The sequence below is a fragment of the Mesorhizobium sp. KR1-2 genome (assembly GCF_040045035.1).
In the GTDB taxonomy this organism is placed as follows: Bacteria; Pseudomonadota; Alphaproteobacteria; order Rhizobiales; family Rhizobiaceae; genus Pseudaminobacter.
Genome location: NZ_JBDZDS010000006.1, coordinates 290,823 through 315,854, shown reverse-complemented (window position 1 = coordinate 315,854; position 25,032 = coordinate 290,823). Strand labels below are relative to the sequence as shown.

The 25,032-nt window shown below is 61.7% G+C and carries 20 protein-coding genes and 1 pseudogene; 5 read left to right on the top strand and 16 right to left on the bottom strand.

Features of this window, described 5'->3' with window-relative positions; all coding sequences use genetic code 11:
* Nucleotide 1: 1 nt before the first annotated feature.
* Nucleotides 2–1,414, bottom strand: coding sequence for an MFS transporter (locus ABLE85_RS14850; protein WP_348793497.1), 1,413 nt, complete (start codon nucleotides 1,412–1,414; stop codon nucleotides 2–4).
* A 229-nt stretch (nucleotides 1,415–1,643) separates the two neighbouring features.
* On the opposite strand from ABLE85_RS14850, the gene ABLE85_RS14845 reads away from it, so the two are divergent.
* The gene (locus tag ABLE85_RS14845; protein ID WP_348793496.1) at nucleotides 1,644–2,048 is read left to right on the top strand and encodes a group II truncated hemoglobin; all 405 of its coding nucleotides are present in this window, start codon (nucleotides 1,644–1,646) and stop codon (nucleotides 2,046–2,048) included.
* 48 nt (nucleotides 2,049–2,096) lie between these two features.
* On the opposite strand, the gene ABLE85_RS14840 is transcribed toward ABLE85_RS14845, so the two are convergent.
* The 14 genes from ABLE85_RS14840 to ABLE85_RS14775 form a co-directional block, all read right to left on the bottom strand.
* On the bottom strand, nucleotides 2,097–2,288 hold the full coding sequence (locus ABLE85_RS14840) for a hypothetical protein (RefSeq protein WP_348793495.1): 192 nt from the start codon (nucleotides 2,286–2,288) through the stop codon (nucleotides 2,097–2,099).
* 74 nt (nucleotides 2,289–2,362) lie between these two features.
* Nucleotides 2,363–3,199 (bottom strand): XdhC family protein, encoded by an 837-nt coding sequence (locus tag ABLE85_RS14835; RefSeq protein ID WP_348793494.1) that lies wholly within the window; start codon nucleotides 3,197–3,199, stop codon nucleotides 2,363–2,365.
* A gap of 11 nt (nucleotides 3,200–3,210) precedes the next feature.
* Nucleotides 3,211–4,413 carry a VWA domain-containing protein gene (locus tag ABLE85_RS14830; RefSeq protein WP_348793493.1) on the bottom strand — a complete coding sequence of 401 codons (1,203 nt, stop codon included), beginning with the start codon at nucleotides 4,411–4,413 and terminating at the stop codon, nucleotides 3,211–3,213.
* A complete protein-coding gene (locus ABLE85_RS14825) occupies nucleotides 4,410–5,285 on the bottom strand; it encodes a MoxR family ATPase (protein WP_348793492.1) in 876 nt (291 codons plus the stop codon). The genes ABLE85_RS14830 and ABLE85_RS14825 overlap by 4 nt, the downstream gene beginning before the upstream one ends.
* Before the next feature lie 9 nt (nucleotides 5,286–5,294).
* Nucleotides 5,295–7,715, bottom strand: a complete 2,421-nt coding sequence (locus ABLE85_RS14820; protein ID WP_348793491.1) for an aerobic carbon-monoxide dehydrogenase large subunit — start codon at nucleotides 7,713–7,715, stop codon at nucleotides 5,295–5,297.
* Nucleotides 7,712–8,215, bottom strand: coding sequence for a (2Fe-2S)-binding protein (locus ABLE85_RS14815; protein WP_348793490.1), 504 nt, complete (start codon nucleotides 8,213–8,215; stop codon nucleotides 7,712–7,714). The genes ABLE85_RS14820 and ABLE85_RS14815 overlap by 4 nt, the downstream gene beginning before the upstream one ends.
* A gap of 13 nt (nucleotides 8,216–8,228) precedes the next feature.
* Entirely contained in the window at nucleotides 8,229–9,092 is an 864-nt protein-coding gene (locus ABLE85_RS14810; RefSeq protein WP_348793489.1) for a xanthine dehydrogenase family protein subunit M, read from the bottom strand.
* A gap of 232 nt (nucleotides 9,093–9,324) precedes the next feature.
* Nucleotides 9,325–10,566 carry an MHYT domain-containing protein gene (locus ABLE85_RS14805; protein ID WP_348793488.1) on the bottom strand — a complete coding sequence of 414 codons (1,242 nt, stop codon included), beginning with the start codon at nucleotides 10,564–10,566 and terminating at the stop codon, nucleotides 9,325–9,327.
* A 147-nt stretch (nucleotides 10,567–10,713) separates the two neighbouring features.
* Nucleotides 10,714–11,703: a GDP-L-fucose synthase gene (locus tag ABLE85_RS14800; protein WP_348793487.1), complete on the bottom strand. Its 990-nt coding sequence runs from the start codon at nucleotides 11,701–11,703 to the stop codon at nucleotides 10,714–10,716.
* 58 nt (nucleotides 11,704–11,761) lie between these two features.
* Nucleotides 11,762–13,288, bottom strand: a complete 1,527-nt coding sequence (locus ABLE85_RS14795; RefSeq protein ID WP_348793486.1) for an oligosaccharide flippase family protein — start codon at nucleotides 13,286–13,288, stop codon at nucleotides 11,762–11,764.
* Nucleotides 13,285–15,213, bottom strand: a complete 1,929-nt coding sequence (locus tag ABLE85_RS14790) for a glycosyltransferase (protein WP_348793485.1) — start codon at nucleotides 15,211–15,213, stop codon at nucleotides 13,285–13,287. Before ABLE85_RS14790 ends, ABLE85_RS14795 begins: the two co-directional genes overlap by 4 nt.
* On the bottom strand, nucleotides 15,206–16,255 hold the full coding sequence (locus tag ABLE85_RS14785) for a UDP-glucuronic acid decarboxylase family protein (RefSeq protein ID WP_348793484.1): 1,050 nt from the start codon (nucleotides 16,253–16,255) through the stop codon (nucleotides 15,206–15,208). Before ABLE85_RS14785 ends, ABLE85_RS14790 begins: the two co-directional genes overlap by 8 nt.
* Nucleotides 16,256–16,302: 47 nt before the next feature.
* A complete protein-coding gene (locus ABLE85_RS14780) occupies nucleotides 16,303–17,790 on the bottom strand; it encodes a sugar transferase (protein WP_348793483.1) in 1,488 nt (495 codons plus the stop codon).
* 22 nt (nucleotides 17,791–17,812) lie between these two features.
* Complete coding sequence (locus ABLE85_RS14775; protein ID WP_348793482.1) at nucleotides 17,813–18,652, bottom strand: WecB/TagA/CpsF family glycosyltransferase; 840 nt, start codon at nucleotides 18,650–18,652, stop codon at nucleotides 17,813–17,815.
* Nucleotides 18,653–18,923: 271 nt separating this feature from the next.
* Between ABLE85_RS14775 and ABLE85_RS14770 the strand changes: the two genes are divergently transcribed.
* Genes ABLE85_RS14770 through ABLE85_RS14760 form a run of 3 tightly spaced genes read left to right on the top strand, consistent with a single transcriptional unit; the run spans nucleotide 18,924 to nucleotide 22,563 of the window.
* Nucleotides 18,924–19,850, top strand: a complete 927-nt coding sequence (locus ABLE85_RS14770; protein WP_348793481.1) for a phytanoyl-CoA dioxygenase family protein — start codon at nucleotides 18,924–18,926, stop codon at nucleotides 19,848–19,850.
* Nucleotides 19,850–21,166 carry a glycosyltransferase gene (locus ABLE85_RS14765; RefSeq protein WP_348793480.1) on the top strand — a complete coding sequence of 439 codons (1,317 nt, stop codon included), beginning with the start codon at nucleotides 19,850–19,852 and terminating at the stop codon, nucleotides 21,164–21,166. Before ABLE85_RS14770 ends, ABLE85_RS14765 begins: the two co-directional genes overlap by 1 nt.
* A gap of 41 nt (nucleotides 21,167–21,207) precedes the next feature.
* Nucleotides 21,208–22,563 carry a UDP-glucose/GDP-mannose dehydrogenase family protein gene (locus tag ABLE85_RS14760; RefSeq protein ID WP_348793479.1) on the top strand — a complete coding sequence of 452 codons (1,356 nt, stop codon included), beginning with the start codon at nucleotides 21,208–21,210 and terminating at the stop codon, nucleotides 22,561–22,563.
* Nucleotides 22,564–22,573: 10 nt separating this feature from the next.
* Here the strand turns inward: ABLE85_RS14760 and ABLE85_RS14755 are convergent.
* Nucleotides 22,574–23,397 (bottom strand): annotated as a pseudogene (locus ABLE85_RS14755) (right-handed parallel beta-helix repeat-containing protein); the annotation flags it as partial.
* A 263-nt stretch (nucleotides 23,398–23,660) separates the two neighbouring features.
* On the opposite strand from ABLE85_RS14755, the gene ABLE85_RS14750 reads away from it, so the two are divergent.
* Nucleotides 23,661–24,962, top strand: coding sequence for a polysaccharide biosynthesis/export family protein (locus tag ABLE85_RS14750; protein WP_348793478.1), 1,302 nt, complete (start codon nucleotides 23,661–23,663; stop codon nucleotides 24,960–24,962).
* Nucleotides 24,963–25,032 lie beyond the last annotated feature (70 nt).

The following is a 25,032-nucleotide window of genomic DNA, read 5'->3' as shown; positions in this document are numbered from 1 at the left end:
GTTACCCTCGCGGGGTGGCCTCGACCGTGCGGGCGCTGCGTCCGCCATGGCCCGACACCGCACTGCCGGCGTCGGCGGCAAGGCCCATGAAGAAGAACGACGCCGTCGCCGAGATCGCCGCCACCAGGAAGAAGGCGGTGTGGAAGTCGGCTAGCATTAGCGGCCCGCCATGCAACTGCGTGCACACCTCCAGGATGCCGCCGGCCACTGCGACGCCGAGCGCGATGCTGATCTGCTGGAACACGGCGGTGATCGGGGTGGCCTTGCTGGTGTCGGCGTCCGAGACCTCGGCATAGGCCAGCGCATTGACGCCGGTGAAGAACATCGAGCGGATGAACCCGCCGCTCAGCAGGATCGCCAGCATCAGCAGGTAGGGCGTCTCCGGCGTGAAGAAGCCGTAGACGGCGATCGTCGCCCCGGAAACCAGCGAGCCCAGGATCAGCACGCGGCGGAAGCCAGCCGTCCTGAACAGCCAGGCCGTCACCAGCTTCATGCCGATGGCGCCGAGGGCCGAGACGAAGGTGAACATGCCCGACTGGAACGGCGTCAGGCCGAAGCCGATCTGCAGCATCAGCGGCAGCAGGAAGGGCACTGCGCCGATGCCGATGCGGAACAGGCTGCCGCCGAGAACGGAAGCGCGGAACACCTGGTTGCGAAACAGGCTCAGCGCCAGAAGCGGGTTGGCCGCCCGGCGCGCGTGCACGAGATAGATCACGCCTGACACCAGCCCGACGACGAGCGTGGCGATGCCGATGCTGGGCGGCAGGGCCGGCAGGCTGACCACCGACAGGCCAAAGACGATGCCGGACGCCGCCACGCCGCTCAGGATGAAGCCGGGCACGTCGAGCGGCGGCACGCTGGAGGAGGGAGTTCTGGGCAGGAAGCGTGTTGCCAGCCACATGCCGGCGACGCCGATCGGCACGTTGATGAGGAAGATCCAGTGCCAGGTGAAGTAGGTGGTGATGAAGCCGCCCACCGGCGGCCCGACCAGCGGCCCCACCAGTGCAGGAACGGTCAGCCACGACATCGCCGCCACCAGCTCGTTCTTGGGCGTGGCGCGAACCAGCACCAGCCTTCCCACCGGCGTCATCATCGCTCCGCCCATGCCTTGCAGGAAGCGCGAGATCACGAATTCGGGCAGCGACCCCGAGACGGCGCAGGCCACAGAGCCGATGACGAAGACCGCGATCGCTGCGCGGAACACGTTTTTCGGGCCGAACCGGTCTGCCATCCAGCCGCTCACCGGAATGAATACGGCGAGCGCGACCAGATAGGCCGTCAGCGCCAGCTTGAGTGCGATGGGGCTGGTGCCGATGTCGGCCGCGATTGCCGGCAGCGAGGTCGCGATGACCGTGGAGTCCATGTTCTCCATGAAGAGGGCGACCGCGAGAATGAGCGGAAGGGTGCGATTCACGAAATCTATCCGGTGCATCCTGGCCAGACCGGCGCGAACGCACCAGCCGACCGGCAATTAACATGGGTGGCCGAGCATGTCGTCGCTTTTCCAACCCGACCATTGGGCCACGACGGGCTAATGGCTTTTACCGAAGGAAACATTCTTAACTTGTGAGAAAGTATCACTGTCAGCCCTCACGCTTATCCTATAATATGGCTTTTCTGTTTCCTGCGGGAGGACCGTCGCAATGGATAATGCCGCGACGAAGAAGCAGTCGCTCTATCAGCAGCTCGGGGAGGAGCCCGGCATCCGCGCGCTGGTCGAAGCCTTTTATGACATCATCGAGCAGGATGAGGATACAAGGCAGCTCCATCTCCTGCATCTGCGGGGGCATGGCGTCGCCCATTCGCGCGAGGAGCAGTTCAACTACCTGTCCGGCTTTTTCGGCGGTCCCAGCCGCTACGTGCAGAAGCACGGCCATTCCCGGCTAAGGGAAATCCACGAGCATGTGCCCATCGGGCGGGAGATGCGCGACCTCTGGCTGAAATGCATGGCCCGCGCCATCGATCGCGTGAACATCCCGGACGCCTTGCGGGAGCCGCTCATGCGCCATTTCACCCGGGCGGCCGAAACCGCCCGAAACCTGGATTAGGCCGCAGGCCGCGCTCCGTTTTCAGGGTAAGGGCGGGACATATAAGGCTCAGCGCGGGGCCGACGCCCTGTGCGGGAAAATCAGCACCTTGCCCTTCGGCACCGTGTATTCTGCCGTCAGCGCAACTTCGACGAGGAGGTCCAGAGCCTGACGGAGCTTACGGCTGGCCGCGTCGTCGCCCTTCAGGCATTGCTGCGCGTTTTCCAGATGCAGCCGTACGGCGGCGAAGTCCGATCTCAATTGAGCCTCCATCCGCCCCCGCGCGACAACTAGCAAGTGACGCTTGCCAAAGGATCAATGAAAAGAATCGGATTTTACCGATCTCGCGCTGGAGCCTCTCCGCGCTGGCCGCGCCGGAGCCGGGCCGTGACCTCCGCCAGGATCGAAAGCGCGATCTCCTCGGGCGTGATTGCGCCGATGTCGAGGCCGGCCGGCGCCTTGACCCGGTCCAGGTTGGCGGCATCAAAACCCTCGGCCAGGAGTTTTTGGCGAAGTGCGGCCATCTTGCGCCGGCTGCCGACGAATCCGTGATACTCGGCCTCGATGCGCAATGCGGCCCGAAGCGCCGCTTCGTCGCCCTTGCCCTGCGTCGAGACGATGACGAAGCGACGGGCTTTGCCGAGCGAACCAATCTCGAACCCGTCCACCAGAACGTCGGCCTCCGGCGTCGTCGCAAACTCGGCCAAAGGCGCTGCAAGGGTCACATGGTAGCCCAGCGGCCTTGCCTCCTCGGCCAGCGCCACCGCCACCGGGCTGGAGCCGAGAACCAGCAACGACGGCCTCGGCAACACGGGCTCGATGAAGATGTCCATGGTGCCCTGGCTGGGGCACATGTTCTTGGCGAATTTTATCCCCTCGCGGTTCTCCCCCGGTTTCACTCCAAGCTCGGCCAGCAGGTTTTCCGGCTGGATCGAAACCAGCCGCGAGCGGCCGTCGGCCAGCGCCTCGCGCGCCGCCGCCAGCGTCGCGCCGCGGGCGCAGCCGCCGCCGATCCACCCGGCCACGATGGTCCCGTCGGGCCGGATGACGGCCTTGGCGCCGGCTTTGGCCGCCGTCACCGAAACGGTGCGCACCACGGTGGCCAGCACGAAAGCCTCGTCGGCCGCCTTGAGCCGGGAAACCAGATCCAGCACGTCAACATGGGCAGTCATCATCGGCTCCCTCACAGCTTGGCCAGATAGGGTTCGAGGTCCGCCAGGCTCTGCAACGTATGAGCCGGCGCCAGCAGGTCGATATGCGGCAGGGCCGCCTTCATTCCGGCGGCCTCCGGCGCATAGTCCTGCCACCCCATCATCGGGTTGAGCCAGGCGATGCGGCGGCAGCGCTTGGAAAGCCGCTCCATCTCGCGGGCGAGCAGGGCAGCATCGCCGGTCTCATAGCCGTCGGAAACGATCATGACGCAGCTGCGCGAATGCAGCACCCGCGCCGCGTGCCAGCGGTTGAAGGTCTCCAGGCATTCGCCGATCTTGGTGCCGCCGCCCGCACCCTGCGCCATGATCGACAGCCGGTCGAGCGCGCGTGCCGGGTTCCTGTCGCGCATGGCGTCGGAAATGTGGGCAAGGCGGGTGTGGAACAGGAAGGCTTCCGCTTCTCCGAAGGCGTCGAGCACGCCGTGGATGAAGCGCAGGAAGACGGCCGTGTACATGCTCATCGAGCCCGAGGCGTCGAGCAGCACCACGAGCCGCAGCGGCTTCTGCTTGCGCTGCCGCATGACGAGATTGATCGGCACGCCGCCATGGCTGATGTTGCGGTGGATCGTGCGGCGCATGTCCAGCCGATAGCCGCGCCGCCGCGCCTGGTCGCGGCGCATCAGGCGCATGCGCATGGCCTTCGCCAGTCGCGCCGCCACGGCATGGGCCTCCTGCAACAGGACAGGGTCGGCGATCTTGCGGAAATCGGTCTCGGCAAGATTCTCGGCGCGCGAGGCGCCTTCCATCCGCCCTTCGCCCGCGCCTTCGCGGCCGGCGCCGTCAGCCGCGGGCATCTGGTCGGGAAGGGCGGCCCGGTCACCGGCTTCACCGGTGTTGTCGCCCAACAGCCTCATCGCGGAGGCCGACTTGGCAAACTCGCCGGCCACCAGCGCGCGAGTGCGCACGTTCCGCCCCAGCCAGAAGGCGTCGAACAGCCGGTCGAATTTCTCCCATTCCGACTTGCGGGCCGAGAACAGGTGCTTGAAGGCGGAGCGCAGCAGCTCCGGCCTCTCGGCATAGCCGGCGACGACCAGCGCCAGCGCGTCCTGCCCCTCGCGCGGGCCCACCGCAAAGGCATTCTCGCGCAGGGTCCTGAGGAAGCCCACGATCCTGCCGGAGACGAGGCGCGTCACCTCGTCCAGTTCGGCGATCGCCTGCGTGTCGTGCCGCGTCATGCCACCCTCCCCAGCAGGCGGTCGGTCACCTCGCGGGTCATGCGCACCTTGTCCTCATGCGTCTTGAGCAGGCACATCAGCGTGGCAAAGGTGATGTCGGGGCGCTCGTGCAGGTCGGTGACCTCGAGCCCGACCAGGGCGGCCGCCCAATCCAGCGTCTCGGCCACGCCCGGCACCTTGCGTAGGTCCTCCTTGCGGATCTTTTCCACCATGCGCGCCACCTGCAGCGCAAGCGAGGTGCTGGCGCCGGCAATGCGCGCCAGGATGATCCGCGTCTCCCGATCCACGTCGGGATAGTCGACATAGTGGTAGAGGCAGCGCCGCCGCAGCGCGTCCGACAGCTCCCGCGTGCCGTTCGAGGTCAGTACCACATGCGGGATCGAGGTGGCAGCGACGGTTCCAAGCTCCGGGATCGAGACCTGGAAGTCCGAAAGCAGCTCCAGCAGGAACGCCTCGAACTCCTCGTCGGCCCGGTCGATCTCGTCGATCAGCAGAACGGGCGGCTGCTTCTGCCTGATCGCGGCGAGCAGCGGCCGCTCCAGCAGGTATTTTTCCGAAAAAATGCGGTCCTCGATGTCGGAAACGTCCTTGCCCTGCCGCGCCTGGATGGCGAGCAGCTGGCGCTGATAGTTCCATTCGTAGAGCGCGGCCGACTGGTCGAGCCCCTCATAACACTGCAGGCGGATGAGTTTCGTGGCGTAGAGCGAGGCAAGCGCCTTCGCCACCTCGGTCTTGCCCACGCCCGCTTCGCCTTCCAGCAGAAGCGGGCGCTTGAGCAATTGCATGATCGCGATGGCAGTCGCCAGTTCCTCGTCGGCGATGTAGCCAGCCTGGACGAGCCGCTCGGCGATCTGGTCGCGAGATAGCTTCATGGCCCGCCTTCAACCCACCACCCCCAGCCGTTTCGCCGCCTGCCAGTTGCGCCAGAAATCGTGCGGCATCTGGATATGGGTGGAGCCGAGGAACGAGAAGGCGTCGTTGACAGCGTTGGAGAAGGCCGGCACGCCGCCGACATTCGGGCTTTCGCCCACGCCCTTGGCGCCGATCGGGTGGTGCGGCGAGGGCGTGACGGTGAAGTCCGTCTCCCAATGTGGCGTCTCCACGGCCGTGGGCATGAAGAAGTCCATGAAGGAGCCGGTCAGCACGTTGCCGGTGTCGTCGTAGCGGATCTCCTGGCCCATCGCGATGGCGAAGGCTTCGGTGAGGCCGCCATGCACCTGGCCCTCGATGATCATCGGGTTGATGCGCGTGCCGCAGTCGTCGAGCGCGTAGAAGCGGCGCACCTTGTAGACGCCCGTGTCGACGTCGATGTCCATGACGCAGACATAGGCGCCGAACGGGTAGGTCATGTTGGGCGGGTCGTAGTAGCTCACCGCCTCCAGGCCCGGCTCCATGCCCGGCGGCACGGAGTTGTAGGCCGCCCAGCAGATGTCCTTCATCGACATGAATTTTTCCGGCAGGCCCTTCACCCGGAAGCCGTCGACGTCCCATTCGAGGTCGTCTTCATGCACCTCCAGCTTGTAGGCGGTGATCATCTGCGCCTTGGCCTTGATCTTGCGCGCGGCCGAGGCGATCGCTGCGCCACCCACCGGCGTCGAGCGCGAGCCGTAGGTGCCGAGCCCGTAGGGCGCAGTGTCGGTATTGCCTTCCTCCACCGTGATGTCGTCGGCAGGAATGCCGATCTCGGAAGCAATGATCTGCGCATAGGTCGTTTCGTGGCCCTGGCCCTGGCTCTTGGTGCCCATGCGCGCGATGCCTGCGCCGGTCGGGTGCAGCCTGATCTCGCAGCTGTCGAACATGGCGATGCCGAGGATGTCGCAGTTCTTCGACGGCCCGGCGCCGACGATCTCGGTGAAGAAGGCGACGCCGATGCCCATGATCTCGCGCGTCTCGCCGCGCTTGAAGGCCTCGCGCTTGGCGGCCTGCTCCTTGCGCAGCTCCTCATACTTCACTGTTTCCAGCGCCTTCTTCATGGCGGTGTGGTAGTCGCCGGAATCGTATTCCCAGCCCAGCGCCGAGTGGTACGGAAACTGCTCGGGCCGGATAAAATTCTTCAGCCGCAGCTCGGCAGGGTCCATGCCCAGCTTCTGCGCCAGAATGTCCATCGCCCGCTCGATGCAGTAGGCGGCTTCCGTCACGCGGAAGGAGCAGCGATAGGCCACGCCGCCCGGCGCCTTGTTGGTGTAGATGCCGTCGACCACGACATGGGCGTTGGGGATGTCATACGAGCCGGTGACGATGTTGAAGAAGCCGGCCGGCCATTTGGACGGGTCGGCGCAGGCGTCGAAGGCGCCGTGGTCGGCAAGAACGTGCACGCGCAGGCCCGTCAGCTTGCCGTCCTTGGTGGCGGCCAGCTCGGCCGTCATGTGGTAGTCGCGGGCGAAGGCGGTCGAGGTCAGGTTCTCGATGCGGTCCTCCACCCACTTCACCGGGTGGCCGGTGACGATCGAGGCCACGGCCGAGCAGATATAGCCCGGATAGGCGCCGACCTTGTTGCCGAAGCCGCCGCCGATGTCGGGCGAGATTACGTGGATCTTCTGCTCGGGGATCTTGGCGATGAGCGAAACCACCGTGCGGATGACATGCGGCGCCTGGAAGGTGCCCCATACCGTCAGTTCGCCCTTGATCTTGTCGAAGGAGCATACGCACTGGCAGGTTTCCAGCGGCGAGGGGTGCACCCGCTGGTAGGTGATCAGCTCCTTGATCGTCACGTCCGCCTTGCGGAAGGCGGCATCGGCGAGGTCCTTGTCGCCGACGGACCATTCGAAGATGTGGTTGGGGTGCCGGCGCGGACCATGCGCCCCGTCCTTCTTGTCCCTGATGTCCTCGCGCAGCACCGGCGCGTCCGGCTTGAGCGCCTTGAACGGGTCTACCAGCACCGGCAGCGCCTCATATTCCACTTCCACCGCCGCCACGCCGTCGTCGGCCGCATAGCGGTCGGTGGCGACCACGAAGGCCACTTCCTGCTCCTGGAACAGCACCTTGCCGTCGGCAAGTACCATCTGCACGTCGCCGGCCAGCGTCGGCATCCAGGCCAGGTTGACGCCCTTCAGGTCCTCCGCCGTCAGCACCGCCAGAACGCCGGGCACCTTCAGCGCCGCGTCCTTGTTGATCGACTTTACTCGCGCATGCGCATAGGGCGAGCGCACGAAGTCGCCATGCAGCATGCCCGGCAGCTTCAGGTCGTCGACATAGTTTCCCTTGCCCTGGGTGAAGCGGATGTCCTCGACACGCTTCCTCCTGCAGCCCAGGCCTTCCAGTTTCGCTTCGCGCTGCTCGCGCGTGAGGACTACGTCGTTCATTCCGCGGCCTCCTTGAATTCGACGCCGTTCATCTTGGCGGCGGCGTATTGGATCGCCTTGACGATGTTCTGGTAGCCGGTGCAGCGGCACAGGTTGCCGGAGATGCCGAAGCGGATCTGCTCCTCGGTCGGATTGCGGTTTTCCTGAAGCAGGCGGTGGGCGCGCATGATCATGCCCGGCGTGCAGAAGCCGCACTGCAGGCCATGCATCATGCGAAAGCCTTCCTGCAGCGCCGACAGCGTGCCGTCCGGGTTGGCCATGCCCTCGATGGTGAGGATATTGGCGCCCTCAGCCTGCACTGCAAACATCGTGCAGCTCTTCACCGACATGCCATCGAGATCGACCGTGCAGGCGCCGCAATGCGTCGTCTCGCAGCCGATGTGGGTACCGGTCAGCTGCAGGTTTTCACGGATGAAGTGCACCAGCAGCGTGCGGGGCTCGACCAGCCCTTCCACCTGCTGGCCGTTCACGGTCATCGTCACGTGGACTTTCTTTGCCATCTCGATGCCTCCCTCAGCCGGCGCGGCTCGCCGCGCGCTTCAGGGCGCGGGCGACCATCACGCCACCGGCGTGTTTCCTGTATTCGACCGGGCCGCGCCCGTCGGCGGCGGGCGACATGATCGCCTCGGCGGCGGCAGCAGCCCTCTTCAGCGTTTCGTCGTCCAGCGTCGTGCCGACGACCAGTTGCGCGGCCGCCTCCGCCAAAAGCGGCGTTTCGGAAAGATTGGTGAGCCCGATCGAGCAGCTGGCCACCTTGCCGCCGGACATGGTCAGCACCACCGCCGCGGCTGCCGTGGCGTAGTCGCCTATCTTGCGTTTCAGCTTCTCATAAGCGTAGCCGTGCCCGGCCGGCGGGATTGGAATTGCGATGCCGGTCAGCATCTCGCCCGGCTCAAGTGCCGTGAAATACGCTCCTTGATAGAATTCGCGCGCAGGCACCTCGCGGCCTTCTTCCATGCCTTCCAGCCGGTAGATCGCACCCAGCGTCATCATCAGCGCCGGCATGTCGTTGCCGGGGTCGCCATTGGCGACGTTGCCGCCGATGGTGCCGCAATAGCGTACCTGCGGGTCGGACACCGTCAGCGCGGTCTCCTGCAATATGGGCAGGGACTTGGCGATGAGGTCGGACATCAGCAGCTCGTGCTGGGTGGTCATCGGGCCGATGACGATATGGTCGCCCTCCTGGCTGACGCCCTTCAGTTCCTTCACGTCGCGCAAATCCACCAGATGTTCCGGCGTGGCGAGCCGCAGCTTCATCATCGGAATCAGGCTCTGGCCGCCGGCAAGCGCGCGCGCGTCGTCACCATATGTCGAAAGGAGTTTCACGGCGTCGGCGACGGTCGTCGGCCGGTGGTATTCGAACGGGCCTGGAATCATCTCGTCTCCTCCTCCTTGCGTCCACGCGTCTGGATTCGAGACGGAGCGATTCGAGCTTCATGGGCGCGCAGCGGGCAGCGCGGCGAACGCAGGATTATGGTTCTCTCGAAGCCGACTTCTGGACCACTTTGCAGCCTGTTCCCGGCTGCGGGGAGTGGCAACAGTGTGCGTCAGGGCTACTCACCAGAAACGACATTTCGCATGAAACGCCTTATTTTCCGCACCAATTGCGTCAGCTGTCCTTACCTGTCGGCTCGTCATGGCTTTGCGGCGTTCGCCGCGCCAAACCCAGCCGGACCCGCAATTCCGAGATCTTGGCACGGCTGACAGGAACGAGATGCGGCTGCGGCCCGTCCAGTTCGACCACCGCGCCGTCGCCTTCCTTGCGCATGAAGGTCACATGCGGCACGGCCACGATGTGGCTGCGATGGACGCGCAGGAATACGGCCGGATCGAGCCTGGCTTCCACCTCCGAGATCGACCAGGGACACATGCGCTCGCGCGCGCCGTCATGCACCTGCGTATAGTGCGCATCGGCGCGCACGCTCCTGATCTCGCCGATGTCGATGAAATGCGTGCCTGCCGCGCTCTCGACCGGCAGGCGTGGCACGGCCGCAATGCGCGGCTGCCCCAGTCCGCCCAGCGGCGAAGCGGCGAGATGGAGCGAAGGGGTGGCCGTTTCGCGCTTCGGCCCGCCCGCAAACTCTTCGGACCACTCCTGCGAGAGGTGAGGGGCCGGCACCGGGGCTTTCGCTTGGGCCTCGCGCCGACGGTGCGGTTCCGGCACGAGGAAAAGCAGGAAGCCGGCGGCGACCAGGAAGCACAGCAGCGCCACCACCAGGGCCAGCGCCTGCGGCGACAACGTCGGCCCGGCGCCGCCGCGCTGCGCGGCGGGCAGGAAATGCATGCCGTGCATGGCGATGTAGTGCATGCCCGACACGGCGATGCCGAAGGCGATGGCGCTGAGCGCAAGCTTGTGGCCACCTTGCCGCGCCAAAAATATGAGTAGGCCCCCATAGGCGGTGCCGACGGCGATCACCGCGGCCAGCACCATCATCGCGAGATCGTGCTCGATGCGGAACGGACCCTCCAGGCTCTCGATGCCGACATAGTGCATGGACACGATGCCGGCGCCGAGCAGCAGCGCCGAGAGGCCGACCCGCAGGCCTGAGGGCGCGCCGATGCTGACGAAGAACAGCGATACCCCCACCACCAGCGCACAGATAAGGAATGACACCACCGTCGGCAGGAGGAGATAGACGGTGCCTGCCGGGATGGGGGCGGCCAGCATGCCGATGAAATGCATGGTCCAGATGCCGACCGCGAGGAAGCCGGCAGCCCCTGCCAGAAGCAGCCGCCGGGTCAGGCCCGCCGTGCCGCGCACGCGGGCGGCAAGGCCGAATCCGGTATAGCCGCCGAGGATCGCCACGGCGACTGACAGCGCCACGAGATATGGATCGTGTCCTTCGAACATCTCGGCACCGGCGGCGTGCCGGACCTCTTGCGCCGCGCACGCATTCTCCCGCGCGAAGTCTACATGCGCGGCGGTCTCATGGACAGGCGTTGCGGCTGTTCAGTGGCCTGCACCGCACCCGGCCTTGGTAGTCGTGGACATGGGCGCTCATGCTGACGCAACGGTGCCAGTCGCTTCGTTGGCAACGTTTGCCAGGAACCAGTCATAAGTCGATGCAAGCCCTTCACCGAGCCCTATGCGGGGTCGCCACCCCATGCCTTCAAGCTTCGAAATATCGGCCAGCTTGCGCGGGGTGCCGTCGGGTTTCGAGGCATCGAAAATGAGGTCGCCCTGATATCCGACTACGTCTCGAATGGCGTTGGCGAGACCTCGGATCGAAATTTCCGCCCCCGAGCCCACGTTGATGGGCGCCTCGTCACTGAAATTCCTCGTCAGGAAAACCAATGCGTCGGCGAGATCGTCGACATGCAGGAATTCGCGCAACGGCGTGCCGGTTCCCCACACAGACATGGCTGACGCGCCTTCTCGCTTTGCGTCGTGCGCCTTTCTCATGAGGGCGGGAAGCACATGGCTCGTTTCCAGGTCGAAATTGTCGCCAGGGCCGTAAAGGTTGGTCGGCTGGGCGGATATGAAATCGCAGCCATGCTGCCGCCTGTAAGCCTGCACAAGCTTGATGCCGGCAATCTTTGCGACGGCATACCATTCGTTCGTCGCCTCGAGCGGCCCCGTCAGCAGCGCTTCCTCCGGAATCGGCTGAGGCGCCAGTTTCGGATAGATGCAGGTTGAACCGAGGAGCACCAGCTTTTCGACGCCATACCGGAAGGCGGCGTGGATGACGTTGGCCTCGATCATGAGGTTGTCGTAGATGAAATCCGCCGGACGAGTGCTGTTGGCGCGGATGCCGCCGACCTTTGCCGCCGCCACGAAGACGACCTCCGGCTTCTCCCGTTTCACCCAATCTTCAACGTCCTGCTGCCGGCGCAGGTCGAGTACGTTCTTGCCGGCCGTCAATAGCTCGACGTTTTCTCGCGAGAGCCTTCTTAACAGTGCCGATCCGACCAAGCCTCGATGACCGGCAACCCAGACCCGCTTGTCCGAAAGGTTGTAAGCCGCAGTCGCTTTGTTGCCGTTGACCATGTCTTCAATCCCCCAAGCGCAAATGTTCCGTGTCTCTCCAGTGAGCACGAGCAAATTTTCATGCAGAAGCCCTGCGGACAGCCTTGCCGCAGCTACTTTCGCTATCGGTCTTGCTGGTGACACGGCGAGCGGTTGCGGAAATGGATGCCTTTTCGGAAAGGAAGCTCCAGATTTCGATGACTTCGCTTTTCACTGGATGGTCGACCAAGACCAAAGTGGCCAGCCAGCCCGCGGCGCCGCCAACCAACGCCACTATCGTCCGTATCCAATCAAAATCGAAACCGGTCGGGGAACCGAGTATGACCAGGATCGGAACCAACGCCGTCCCCAGGGCCAGCAAAGCGCTATGGCGCGCTGCCCGGAGCAATTCCGTCCACTGCAGATCGATGGCCCGGCGGATGAAGGGGTATACGACGAACATTTGCAGCGGAGCTACGACAAGCAGGCTGGCAGCAACGGCATCCAGCCCGATGAAAGCTGCGCCTATAATAATCAAGAAGGACGGCGGCAGGCTGATGACGCTTGACCACAGTGCGTCTTTGATCCGACCCGCCGATACCAATACAGGAAAGGTCAGCACCGCCGGCGCAAGGGCCATGTTTGCAAGCGCCATGATGCGCACCAGTGGCGGAACCCCACCCCATTGCTGCCCCAGCAGGATGCTGACGACTGGATCGGCCAATAGCGAAAGCATGATCAGGGCGGGCCATTGAACCGCTGTCATGAGGCTGAGCCCATGGAGATAGCCCTTTTTCAAAGAATCACCAGCCCGCGCCTGCGCTGCAAAAGCGGGCAGGATGACCGGGTGAAGGGCCGAAATCACAACTCGATCTGGCAATTGGCAGATCGTGACGGCGCGCGAGTAGAGGCCTACAGCATCTAATCCGAGGAATTTGCCGAAGGCCAATCGCGGCAAGAGTTCGTAGGCCATGTTGGAGACAGTGATGAGCGAAGAAACGACGCCGAAGGACAGAAGTGGGCCTATGCGGGCGAAGGACAGGCGGAATATCCAGAATTTCGGACGCGCGACGAGTGCCAACACAACCGTCACCAAACTGGCGCCCAAAGAGCCCCAGACATAACTCACCGGCCCCAGCCCCGCCAAGCCAAGCGTGATCGTGATGACGAATGCTACCAGGGCCGCGGCGACATTGATGCAGGCAACTGCCCTGAACGCCATCTCGCGCTGAAGGAGCGCCATGATCGGGCTGCTGAAGGGTATGGTGAAGAAGCCGAGAGCCGCCACAAGGAGCAGAGCCTTCAAGTCCGGTGATGCATAGAAGGATGCTATGGAGCCTGCCCCCAGATAAATGGCCGCACCGGCCACGACGGATAGCGTCAGCATGATTGTGAATGCAGACTGCACCATAGCTCGGCTGAGCTGCTTTTCCTGAACGATGTAGATCCCGACACCAAAGGAGCGAAAATTGTCCGCCAGCAGGATCACCGCGTTGGCCGTCATGTAAAGGCCGGTTTCGGCTGGTGTCAGAATGCGTGCCATTACCGCCGTCGTCGTAATGAGCAAGATCTGCGACAGGTATTTATCTATGGTTGAAAATGCAATCGATTGTCTCACCGCCTTCATCGGGGCACGTCCGTAGGTATTGATCGTCTGGATGACGTGCGACGCACAACAAAACAGTAGAATTCCTTGCGCCAACCGCGCTTGGTAGTCGGTGCGCGCAAAAATGATCTCGAAAGCAATAGTTGGACCCTGCGCAAACGGCGTCTTTGCGAAGGGGGGACCATGCCTCGTGCGAGATGCCAAAGGTATCGGAACTCTGGCAGAGGTGGCACGTTCGGCCTTAAGCCATCCAAGCGTAGGCTGATCATTAGGCGATCTACGCCTGCGTAAAATCGCAGCCGCCAGCCAACAACGAGATCGAAGTGTGGGGATGATGCTGTCTCGCCAGTTGCAGTCACCGCAAGGGGATTGCGACGAAGAGCGTTTGCAAGGTCTGGTTGCCCGCAACGCTTAAGAATATCGGCGAACCACGCGAGCCATTCCGGATCACTCCTCTCGGGAAGCTGGTGAATACTTTTTCGATCCTTGCCGTGACGTCCAGAGGCAAGGCGATCGCCATTGCGACCTGCTCGCTCGAGGACGAGGCGCGCACGTCTGAGTTCGTCGTTGGATAGGCGAGGATAGAAATTTTGCAGCCTCCGCGCCTGCTCCAAACTGCCTTGGCAGACCAAAGCAAGGAGGAAGTATGCCCATTCTACAGGATCCGGGTCAGCCGCCCCATAGTCGGTCGTGGTTACCTTGATTAGGTCGACCAGAAGATCGCAGGCGCGATCAGCATTCCCCTCTCGGAGTGCGCAGATGGCAAGACGGAATTTCGCTTCAGGCAGGTAGGACACATATTCCAGGCATCGGGCGTAGCGCAGCTTGGCCTCCTCCACCCTGTCTTGCTCAAGGAGCAAATCACCCTCTTTCAGCAAGGCGCGATCGAGTGCCGCCCCAACGACATGGATGCTCCCTCGTTCTGAGATGCGCTCGACCTTTGTAAGATCACCAAAAGGTCCAAGCTGGACGATCTTTTCGCCGGATCGCAAGCCTTTGTTCAGCATGAACCATTGATATATTTGAGGCCTGTGGTTCAGCGTATGACGCGAGTGGACCAAATCGTAGCCGGCTTTCGCAATACGCTGCATTTCATCAGGATGAGCAAAGAGGTATTCCAGTCGCTCGAGCACGTTGCCGTGATCGGCAAAGACACAGTTCTCCATATCTACAAAGCCAGCTGCCTCCACTGCTGCGGTGCGTTCGGTGACCAGGCAGGCGTTTGCCCCGGGAATCTCAAAGTGTTTCCGCACGACCTCGCCGGCGACAGTTCCGCATGTGGGGACGACGAAGCTCGCGTTGAGGACGCGCGCATAGGCCTCCCCCGACAGCAGTCGAGAGGCAAGCTTGCTCTCGTAGGTGCTTTGCGGTGATACCAGGCAGGGATAGCGGTCTCGGATCAGTGGAAATACCTCCTGCCGCCATGGGTAGAGACCATAGACCTGACCTGTAAGCGTGATCGGTATGGTCTTGTGCTGGCCATAGTCGCGGTAGATTTCGGGATCGATGAAGTTCGGCCAGACGAATAGGTTTTCCTTCAAGTCCGGCATGTATTCCGGCGTCATCGTTCCGATCGAGAAATATGTCTCGATGCCCCATTGCTCCATATCGGAAAGGAAGCCGGCGCGCCGGTCGCACCACGCATCGGCGTTGTGAAGGCCTAGCTTTGGAATTCCGTTGTAGGCATCGGTACTGGTGATTTTCACCCGCTGTGACCCATGTGACCGATAGCCACTTTCAAACACCGCCAGATCCGGTTCGTGCCTGTCGCATATCTCTGCGTAGTCGCAGTCGCGATTTATGACGACAACATCGAAGTGAATTTGAAGGCATTTTACCTGCTGCTGCATATGCAGCAGCAGGTAACTGGCCGCGCTCGCGTTGGGTTGATGGTCCCATTGAAAGAAAAGGAGCTTCGGCTTGCGCGGAATTCGGCTGCTATTCATGTGCCTGTCGCATGGCTTGCGGAACGGCTAGGTTCGGAATCGAAGTCATCAGGTATGGAAAACCCTCTCTCCACGACTTGCCGAGCAGCTTTCCGTCCCCAACAGAAAGCTTCGCGTCGTAATAGGCGATTGTCTGCGCAAGCCCCTCGCGGAGCTGTACCGCGGGTTGCCATCCGAGCAGCTCTTTCGCCTGGCTGATATCCGGTTTCCGTTGGGTCGGGTCATCAGCGGGAAGAGGCTTGAAGACGATCGGTGACCTCGATCCAGTCAGCTCGATCACCATTTCGGCCAGTTCACGGATCTGGAATTCGCCGGGATTGCCCAGGTTGATCGGGCCCGTAACTCCGGGCGCGCGCATCAGGCGGGAAAAGCCTTCGATCAGGTCGTCCACGTAGCAGAACGATCGCGTCTGCGTGCCGTCCCCGAAGATGGTGATCGGCTCGTTCTGCAGCGCCTGCACGATGAAATTCGAGACGACGCGGCCGTCATTCGGATGCATGCGCGGTCCGTAGGTGTTGAAGATCCGCGCTACCCGCATATCGATGCCATATTGGCGGTGATAGTCGAAGAACAGCGTTTCGGCGCATCGCTTGCCCTCGTCGTAGCATGCCCGCGGGCCTATGGGATTGACGCTTCCTCGATATCCCTCCGGCTGAGGGTGGACGGCCGGGTCGCCATAGACTTCGCTCGTGGATGCCTGGAAGATCTTCGCCTTGGTGCGCTTGGCAAGACCGAGCATGTTGATGGCGCCGTGCACATTGGTCTTGATGGTCTGCACGGGATCGAACTGGTAGTGGACCGGAGATGCCGGGCAGGCAAGATTGTAGATCTCGTCGACTTCCACATAGAGGGGGAAGGTGATGTCGTGGCGAATTATCTCGAAGTGGGGATCGTCGAGAAGATGCAGCACGGTATCGCGCGAACCGGTGTAGTAGTTGTCGACGCAGAGGACGTCGTTGTTCTCCGCCAAAAGCCGTTCGCACAGGAATGACCCCAGGAACCCGGCGCCACCGGTTACCAGAACTCGCTTGCGTTCGTGCATTGATATGCTCCCCTTGTTGATGGCTGCGCGCAAAGGCAAGCAACAGGTCAGAAAGCTCCGCTGCGCTTGAAGACCGCAGGAATAGTACGCAGAAGAATGTGCCAGTCGAACCAAATGGATTTGTTGTCGATGTAGAATTCGTCGAGCTGTTGCTGCAGGTTAAGGTCGGCGTTGCTCCGTTCGGATATTTGCCACAAGCCGGTGAGTCCCGGGGTTACCGAGTGTCGCTTGTGACGAAAATCGCCATCCATTGCCCGAAGGTGGTACTCCGGAAAGGGGCGCGGCCCCACGAGAGCCATTTCCCCGGTGATGACGTTCACCAGTTGCGGGAGTTCGTCGAAGCTCGTCGAGCGAAGAATGTGCCCGATCACGGGCAAAATGCGCGGGTCGTGCCTTAGCTTGAAGTGGGTCAACCACTCGGTCCGTATCGCCGGATTTTCCCGGATCAAGGCGTCGAGCCGCTGTTCCGCATCTCTGTACATTGTCCTGAGCTTCAGGACGTGCACCGGCTTGCCAGCCAATCCTTCCCTGGCCTGCCTGAAGAAAACGGGGCCTGGATCGATGGCATAGATGGCGGCTGCAGCGATCAAAATGAAGGGAGCAAACAGCAGCATCGCAGGGATAGCGATCGCAAGATCAAGGGCCCGGCGAACCAAGTTCAAGTCCACCGGGTTCTCCCCAACAGCTAGGCGAACACCAATCTCTCCACCGACGTCTGCAGGTTGCAGTCCTGTTATCTTGAAGTTCGGCATGTCTGAAAGGAGAATGACCTCGGCGAACTCTCGACGCATGGTCGTAATTTCGTCGAGCAGCGAGCCCGTGTCGCCAGCAATCAAGGCGATACGCGGCTTGTTTTCGGGTGAGATCCCAAGCGTATCGGGCGAATAGGGCTCTGGTCGAATGCCATACTGCCAGCGATAGGTGAAATGCGCCATCAGGGCGGGAATGCGATTGCGTCCCGCTACGATTGCTGCGCGTTCTCCCCAGATCCCAAGCCTCCAGCACAGGCCTCGCGCAGCCCAATGAGTGACAGGCTGAAGCACCAGCCCGACACCGAGGAAGCCGATGGTAGCAAGCAGCAGTCCCGGCCCTGCTGACAGCAGGATCGCAGCTAGTGCGGCGAGGGCAGCCACCTTTATCGACGCTGTGGCGCGGCGGCGCAGATGTTCGTGGTCGTGAAGCCGATATCCTGGATAGAGCGATGCCGATGCATAAAGAAGGATCGCCGCCAATGCTGCGAGAGTGAAAGCGGGCTCCAATGCCACGCCCTTCGAATCGCCCGGAAGGAACGGCAGGAAAAGGAGATAGGCGACTAGGTAGGCACCGATGTCGCCGGCAACCAGAAGCAACAATGTAGCCATCCAGGGGAGTGCACGCTTTAGTGGAACAGGTTTTCTAAGGCCCGTCTGTTCGCAGATTTCAGCTGGCGTCGTGTCCGTCAACGGTGGGGGATTGCTTGTCGAAATCGCCCGATCAAGCATGGCGGTCGCCTTCGACAGGCCAGATGACGATGCTGATGAGGCTAACGAAGACATGCCGGTGCCACTCCTGCCTTTGTCACGAAGCGCTTGATCCAGAGTCTTCGATCGGAAATTGCCTGAACCCAAGTCTCTGCAATGCTGTCAATGAGATGAAGGTCGGCACGACGAGCGCATAGCGCCGCCACAATCTTCGAGGCTCGCATAGGAGGCGAAACGCCCATTCGAAGCCACTTCTTTGGATCATCCTCGGAGCCTGGCGCTTGAGGCCGGCGTGGAAATCGAATGCGGCCCCGACACCAATGAGCATGGGAGCCTCTAGACGATCGCGCATGCGCGCCATCCAGAGTTCCTGCTTGGGGCTGCCAATTCCGACCCAAACGATATCGGCGCCTGAGCGGTTGATCCGATCGGCAAAATCCGCTTCGTCTTGTGGCGACAGTTCATGAAACGGCGGCGCACAGGAACCGGCCACCTGCGCTTCCGGGAATCTTTTGAGAAGTCGCGCCTGCAGGAGCTCGAGCGTGTTGGGCGTCGCGCCATAAAGGAAATGGCGAAAGCCTTTCGATCGGCCTGCCTCGAAAACCGACAACATGAGGTCGGGCCCATAGACCCTGCTGCTTTGCGAATGACCAGCATGCTTCAATGCCCATACCAATGGCATGCCATCGGGGGTCACGAGAAACGCGCGGTTATGTACGGACCGAAGTTCGGCATCCGTTTGACATCGGACCACGCCGTGTGCGTCGCGGACACACACATATTCCTTCTTGCCGTCTGCAACCGCCGCTTGAATAAGTTCAGTCGCGCTTTTGAGATTGACTGCCGAAACGCGAACGCCAAGGACATTGGTCCATTCCAGGAAGCTTTTCGGATCGGGAACCTGAGTTTGGCTGCTGCCTGCTGGTGGCTTCTTCATAATTTGCGCTTTCGCAATCTCAACCGAAACCAGAATATGTCGGCAGGCCGATTGCCTCCATACTTACCATTCCGACTATTGGACGTAGAGGAGACCTCATGCTTATCCTTCCGGAGCCGGTATGACTTAGGATATTTGGAGTAAGGTAATATTCCCCCTTGCTTGCCACCCTGCTCCTTTTGGCGAGCATTACCCCGAAAGAGCGGTTTGACCGCTGCCGAGCCGCAGCAGGATAGTCGGTTTTGCCCGAACAGAGCCGGGGGAGAGGGAATTGCTGAACCAAACAGGCGAGATGGGGGCTTCAACTGACGGGCTTTCAGAGCTGCCCGGCGGGATCGCCAGGCAGCAGAACGCGTTGAGCTCTGATGGCTATATTGTCATCAGGGAAGTTCTGACCCCTGATCAGGTGGAAAGCTTACGGGCGGCTGTCAAAAAGTATTTTAGGTCAGGTGGTCCGTATAAATATGGCGACAAGTTCCAGCTTCATGCAATGTATGAAGTAGAGGATGTCGCAAAGCTTCTGACTTCCGATACGATCCTCGATCGGCTTAGGGAAATCACGTACCCGCTAAACGTCGTTCGTACAGGCGAATGCGATCTGATGATCAGCACGACGTCCTCGTGGCATAACGACGTTCCGCACCATCCCGCGTGCCTTGATGGGAGTATTTTCTCGGACGAGAGTTTCAGGGTCTACAAGATAGCGTTCTACCTGCAGGATCAGGACGAAAATTCGCAAGGGGCACTGAAGGTTCGGCCTAGGTCTCATCTCAAGGGCCAAGCTCCCACCGACGATATGCTAGAGAAGAGTATTGCCGTACGGGCGGGCGACGCCATCCTCTTCGACGTGCGTATCGAACATGCCGGGCAAATGTCGACGCTGGTCGAGAGGGGCTTGCGTAAGCTCTGTGATTGGATCGGCTCGCGGCTGCGGCCGGACGCTCAAAAGGCTTTCACCTCGACACGATCGATCCTGCGCTGGATCGGCAGGACCCCCGAGCGCGTCGCGGTTTTCATGACCTTTGGTCCGTCTGATGCATGGACCTATTCCAATGTCGAGAAAGGCCGGAATCGTCACCCCGCGGCTCGGGGCACGCTCAGCGCAGAGGTGCTGACACGGCTCGCTGTCCACAACATTGCCCCCCCTCTGATTGGGACGTCGCTTTTGCCCAGTCAAATCGCGGGGGGCGAGGTTTGATGCGCATACTCGCCTCAGCCTATGCCTGCGAGCCTAATCCGGGATCCGAATTGGGCAAGGGTTGGAATTTTGCTTCGGAGTTGGCCCGCCAGGGTCACGACGTCACTGTTCTCACCTGCGGAAGTCATCATCGTTCGGCGATCGAGCGCTACTGCGAAAAGCAACAGCTGCCGGATCGGCTAAGCTTTGTCTGGCACGATGTTCCAGGTTGGCCGGGACCTGGATACGAGAACGCCCATCGAATTCGTCAGCACTACTACATGTGGCAGATGACGGCCCGCAGAACGGTCGCCAGGTTGCATGCCGAAAACCCCTACGACGTAATCCACCACCTTACGTGGACGGTTCTACGGTGGCCTTCGTTTCTGGGCGGTCTGGGGCCACGCTTCGTGTTTGGTCCGGTCGGCGGAGGGCAAGGCACGCCATGGCGACTGCGGCGGGGATTTCCGAACCGCGGATGGAGATTCGAGATAAAGAGGGATCTCCTCAACATATGCAGCCGGGTCGATCCGATGGTGCTGCGGAGCCTCGCTCGGGCCGACGCGATTCTGGTGGCCGACGAGGCGACCGGCCGCCACGTGCCTGCATGGTGGCGAGACAAGACGTTTCTGGTGGCAGACATCTATGCGCCGCCCATTTGCGTCGGCGATGCGCGCCCATCGCCCGATCTTGCGACAGGGCCGTCGATACTGTTTGCCGGTCGACTGGAATATTGGAAGGGAGTGCAGTTCGCGCTTGGAGCCGTTGCGCGGTTGCGTGAGCAGATAGCGGGGCTTTCGTTCACGATTGCAGGTGAGGGGCCAGAGGAGGGCTACCTCCGCTCTATCGCTGAGGAACTGGGCATAAGGGACATGGTGAGGTTCGTCGGGAAAATACCCCATGTCGAAATGCACAGTATCTACGCAGCACATGACGTCTTGTTGTTTCCGAGCCTGCACGACACGGCAGGACAAGTAGTCGGAGAAGCGATGGCGCACGGACTGCCTGTGGTGTGCCTTGATCTCGGAGGTCCGGGCCTGGCGGTCGACGCAAGCTGCGGTGTGGTCGTGTCGACAAGGGCAAGGCACCGGGCAGCTGTCGAGCAGGACCTGGCCGATGCACTGGCGCGGATCGTCACGGACGCAGGGCGTCTGGCAACGTTGAAAGACGGGGCGCTGAAACGCGCCTGCCGATACAGCTACCAGCAACGTGTGAACGACATTGTCGAGCGGTTTTACAAGTCGCCATCACCGAAGGCGTCACGCCTGGCTGTACGCTGCGAGCACGTCGTCGACCGTCACGATTGTAATGAGCCTGACATGCTGATGCCCGAGTAAGGCAGGGCAGCGGCCGGCAGTCACCATGTGGAGAAACGTCAATGAAGATCGCAGTGATCGGATCCGGTTACGTCGGCCTCGTCAGCGGTGCCTGCTTGGCCGATTTCGGGCACCTGGTTACCTGCGTCGATCTCGACAAGGACAAGATCGACGCGTTGCGAAATGCCAGTATCCCTATTTTCGAGCCGAACCTCGACACCCTCGTTGCGCGCAATCTTGCCGCAGGCCGCTTGTCGTTTACAACGGATCTGCCCGAGGCTGTCGCTGGCGCCGATGTGGTCTTCATAGCCGTCGGCACACCGGCGCGGCGAGGGGACGGCCACGCCGACCTTTCCTACGTTTACGCAGCCGCAGTCTCGATCGCCAAGGCGGCTCGGGGCTTCACGGTTGTCGTGACGAAATCCACTGTCCCGGTGGGCACCGGCGAGGAAGTTGAACGCATCGTCCGAGAGGTCAATCCACTGGCGGATATAGCCGTGGTCTCGAATCCGGAGTTTTTGCGCGAGGGGGTTGCGATCGAGGATTTCAAACGGCCTGATCGGATCGTGATCGGCACGGAAGATGCGCGCGCCCGGTCTGTGATGGCGGAAGTCTATCGTCCGATTTGCCTCAACAATGTGCCGATCCAGTTCACGTCACGCCAAAGCGCGGAGATCATCAAATACGCGGCCAATGCCTTTCTCGCGATGAAGATCACCTTCATCAACGAGATCGCCGACCTTTGCGAAGCAGCCGGAGCCGATGTTCAGGATGTGGCGCATGGCCTGGGGCTCGACAATCGCATCGGTCAAAGATTCCTGCATGCCGGGCCAGGCTATGGCGGATCATGCTTCCCGAAAGATACGATGGCTTTCGCCCGGACCGCACAGGATTTGGGCTCTCCCCTTCGGCTCGTCGAAACGACGGTAGCCGTCAACGACCAGCGCAAGCGCGGCATGGCGCGCCGGATCATAGCGGCTTGTGGCGGGAGCATTCGCGGTAGGCGGGTCGCAATTCTCGGCCTCACCTTCAAGCCCAACACGGACGATATGCGTGAGGCTCCATCGCTGTCGATCGTTCAAGCACTTGTCGATGCGGGAGCAATAGTTCGCGCCTATGATCCGCAGGGTATGGCGGCGGCCAGGCTGCTTCTGCCGCCGATAGCCTACGCAGAGGATGCCTACGCGGCGGCCGACGCGGCCGACTGCATCGTCATCACTACGGAATGGAACGAGTTTCGGTCACTGGATCTCGAGCGACTTAAAGCCGTGATGAAGACGCCCGTTCTCGTCGACCTCCGCAATATTTACGAACCGGCCGAGGTCGCCGAACACGGCTTTGTCTACAGATGCGTCGGGCGCAATGTGGCATTCCGGGAAGAAGAGCCGCAGCGCCGGGTCATTCGCTTGTCGGCTTGAGCCTGCAGGATCATTGCCCGGTGCTGGTCCTCTGATTATCCAACCTGGAACGCGCGACCACGCTGCCTGTGTCCACCCCTGCCTGCTGGAAATCGCTCAGGCTGCCGAATTCTCCCGAGGGCATGATCTCCGGATCCATCCGGAAGCTCTTATCGTTCAGATTGCCGCTGTAGCGGTTGCGCGCGAACTGCACGTATCTAGGCCCATGGTCAGGCGCGTAGACATAGGCGGCAAGCCCGTTGCTGCTGTCGATCGACACGATATTGTCCTCGATCCGATTTGGGTTCGCCCGTGGCGGACGCCATCCCCTACCGGTACCGTCATCGATGCGAAAGGCCGCGCCCGATCCGTGTGCAATCACGTTTCCCGTCACCACGTTGCTCCAGCCGCCGTTGATGCCGATCGCCGATATGTTGCCTGACAGGGTGTTTCCTTCGATGCGCACCCCGCTGGCCTTGCCGTCGGTGTAGATCGCGCCCAGCTGATAGGGGTCGGCCACTCGCTGGTGTTTTCATATCCGGAGGGCCAAAATGTGCCATCGACCCTATTCATGAGATGACCCGTGCCGGAGATCAGATTGTAGCGGATGCTGGTGTTCAGCGGGTCAGCCTGCTCGCCCATCAGCTTGATGGCGCCGCCATCCGCCGTCTGCTGATTGGCGTTGCGGATCTCGTTGTGTTCGATGATTGCGTCATGCACGGCGTCTTCACGCCCCCACAGCGAGCCGCCGGCGATGCCGAACTGAGCGGTGTTTTCGATCAGATTCCGGGCGATCCTGACACCGTCGGTCGCCTGGAACCATATCCCGGCGGTTTCGAAATAAACCCGGCCGACTTGCCTGCTGCCGGCTTTTTCGGAAAGACGGACGTCGTCTTCCGTGGCTTGGACGTTGCGCCAGCGAACAATCATCTGGCCACATCCCCAGTGCAACAAACACAAACGACGCGGGGCTTACCCCTAACGCGCATGTCCACCGCCGAATGACGGTGATGCGCCTAAGCCTTAGGGAGGCACTTCGCCCAAGGGCTGACGGCAGGGGCTAGCGGATTGACCATAAGAGCAGGTCCTGCGCGTGTCCGTTCGCCGGTAGTCTGCCCGTGAACGCATGGAGCCAGGCAGTCGCGCCGGGAAATCAGACATTGGTTCCGGCGCAGCCTGACTATCCGCAGTTGACGCTTTGGGGCACGCTTCCGATGGTTCCAATTCATCGTGCAAGTTTCGCACGCTTCGTGGCGGGCACGTTATTCGTCGCGGCATTGCTGGCGGCTATCTCACCAGCTCGAGGCGAGATCCTGATCGAGCGAGGGGACACTTTGCATGTCTTGATCGCGGAGGCTCCGAAGCTCGGTGGCGATAGCAAGGTCGACCTCGAGGGCAATATCGTGCTGCCGCAGCTTGGCAACATTCGGGTTGCTGGAATGCGGCTCGACGACGTTCGAGCGCGCCTCCAGGAAGAGCTTGTCAAACGCGAGATCCTCAAGTCGCCGACGGTTCTGGTTGAAATCGCGAAGTACCGGCCTTTCTATGTTGGTGGAAATGTGAGGCGGCCAGGTGCTGTAGAGTACGAGCCCGGCCTGACGGTTCGCCATGCGCTCATACTTGCCGGAGGGGCGGGCCTGGCCGAGCAAGACCATCAGCTATCTCTCGACATTCCGAGCCTAAGAGCGAAGTGGAAAACCGGCTCCTACCAGCTTTTCCAGATCAACAGCCGCATTGCCCGACTGGAAGCCGAATTGTCCCGGGACGAGCGCGCCAAACCCGAGGTGGCTAGCGGTTCGGTGGCACCTCAGGATGCAGAGGCGCTCTTGTCTTTGGACCAGAAGATCCTGCGAGATCGATTGGGGACGTGGTCCGGCAACCAGGCGCATCTGCGCGAGGGTATGGCGTTGCTCGACCTCGAAATCGATGTGCTTAAGCAGCAGGGCGGCCTTCAAGAAAAGGAACGGGACCTCGGTCGGGCTCAAGTCGAGGCCGCGCGGACCCTGGTGGCAAAGGGGCTCATGCCTCTACCGCGTCTCCTGGAACTCGAACGTGAGGATTCCAAGGCTTCGCGCGATCTGTTGGAAAACCAGGCCTACACCGCCCGGGCTCGCCAGAACCGCGCAACCGTTGAAAACGAGCTCAGCACGGCGGATTTCACATGGCGTATCGATATCCATCAGCAGTTGCGGGATGCAATGCTTGATCGGGTCCGGCTGAAGGCCGAAATGGACGCTCTCTCGGCCCAGATTCTGGATGCCGGCACCGCCGTTGAGACGGACGTCAGGCAGGCTGAGACGATTGTCGTGATCTACCGATCGATGGCGGGCCACCAAGAGACGGTAAAAGCGCGCATGGATACCGAGATCCTGCCCGGAGATATCCTCGATGTGTCGCTCTCAATGGGCGCCGCAGGATGATGTGGGGCTTGGTGTGGTTCCCTTCGACCATCTCGCAGCCGGCAATTGTGCGCGCGCTCGCGATTCTGCC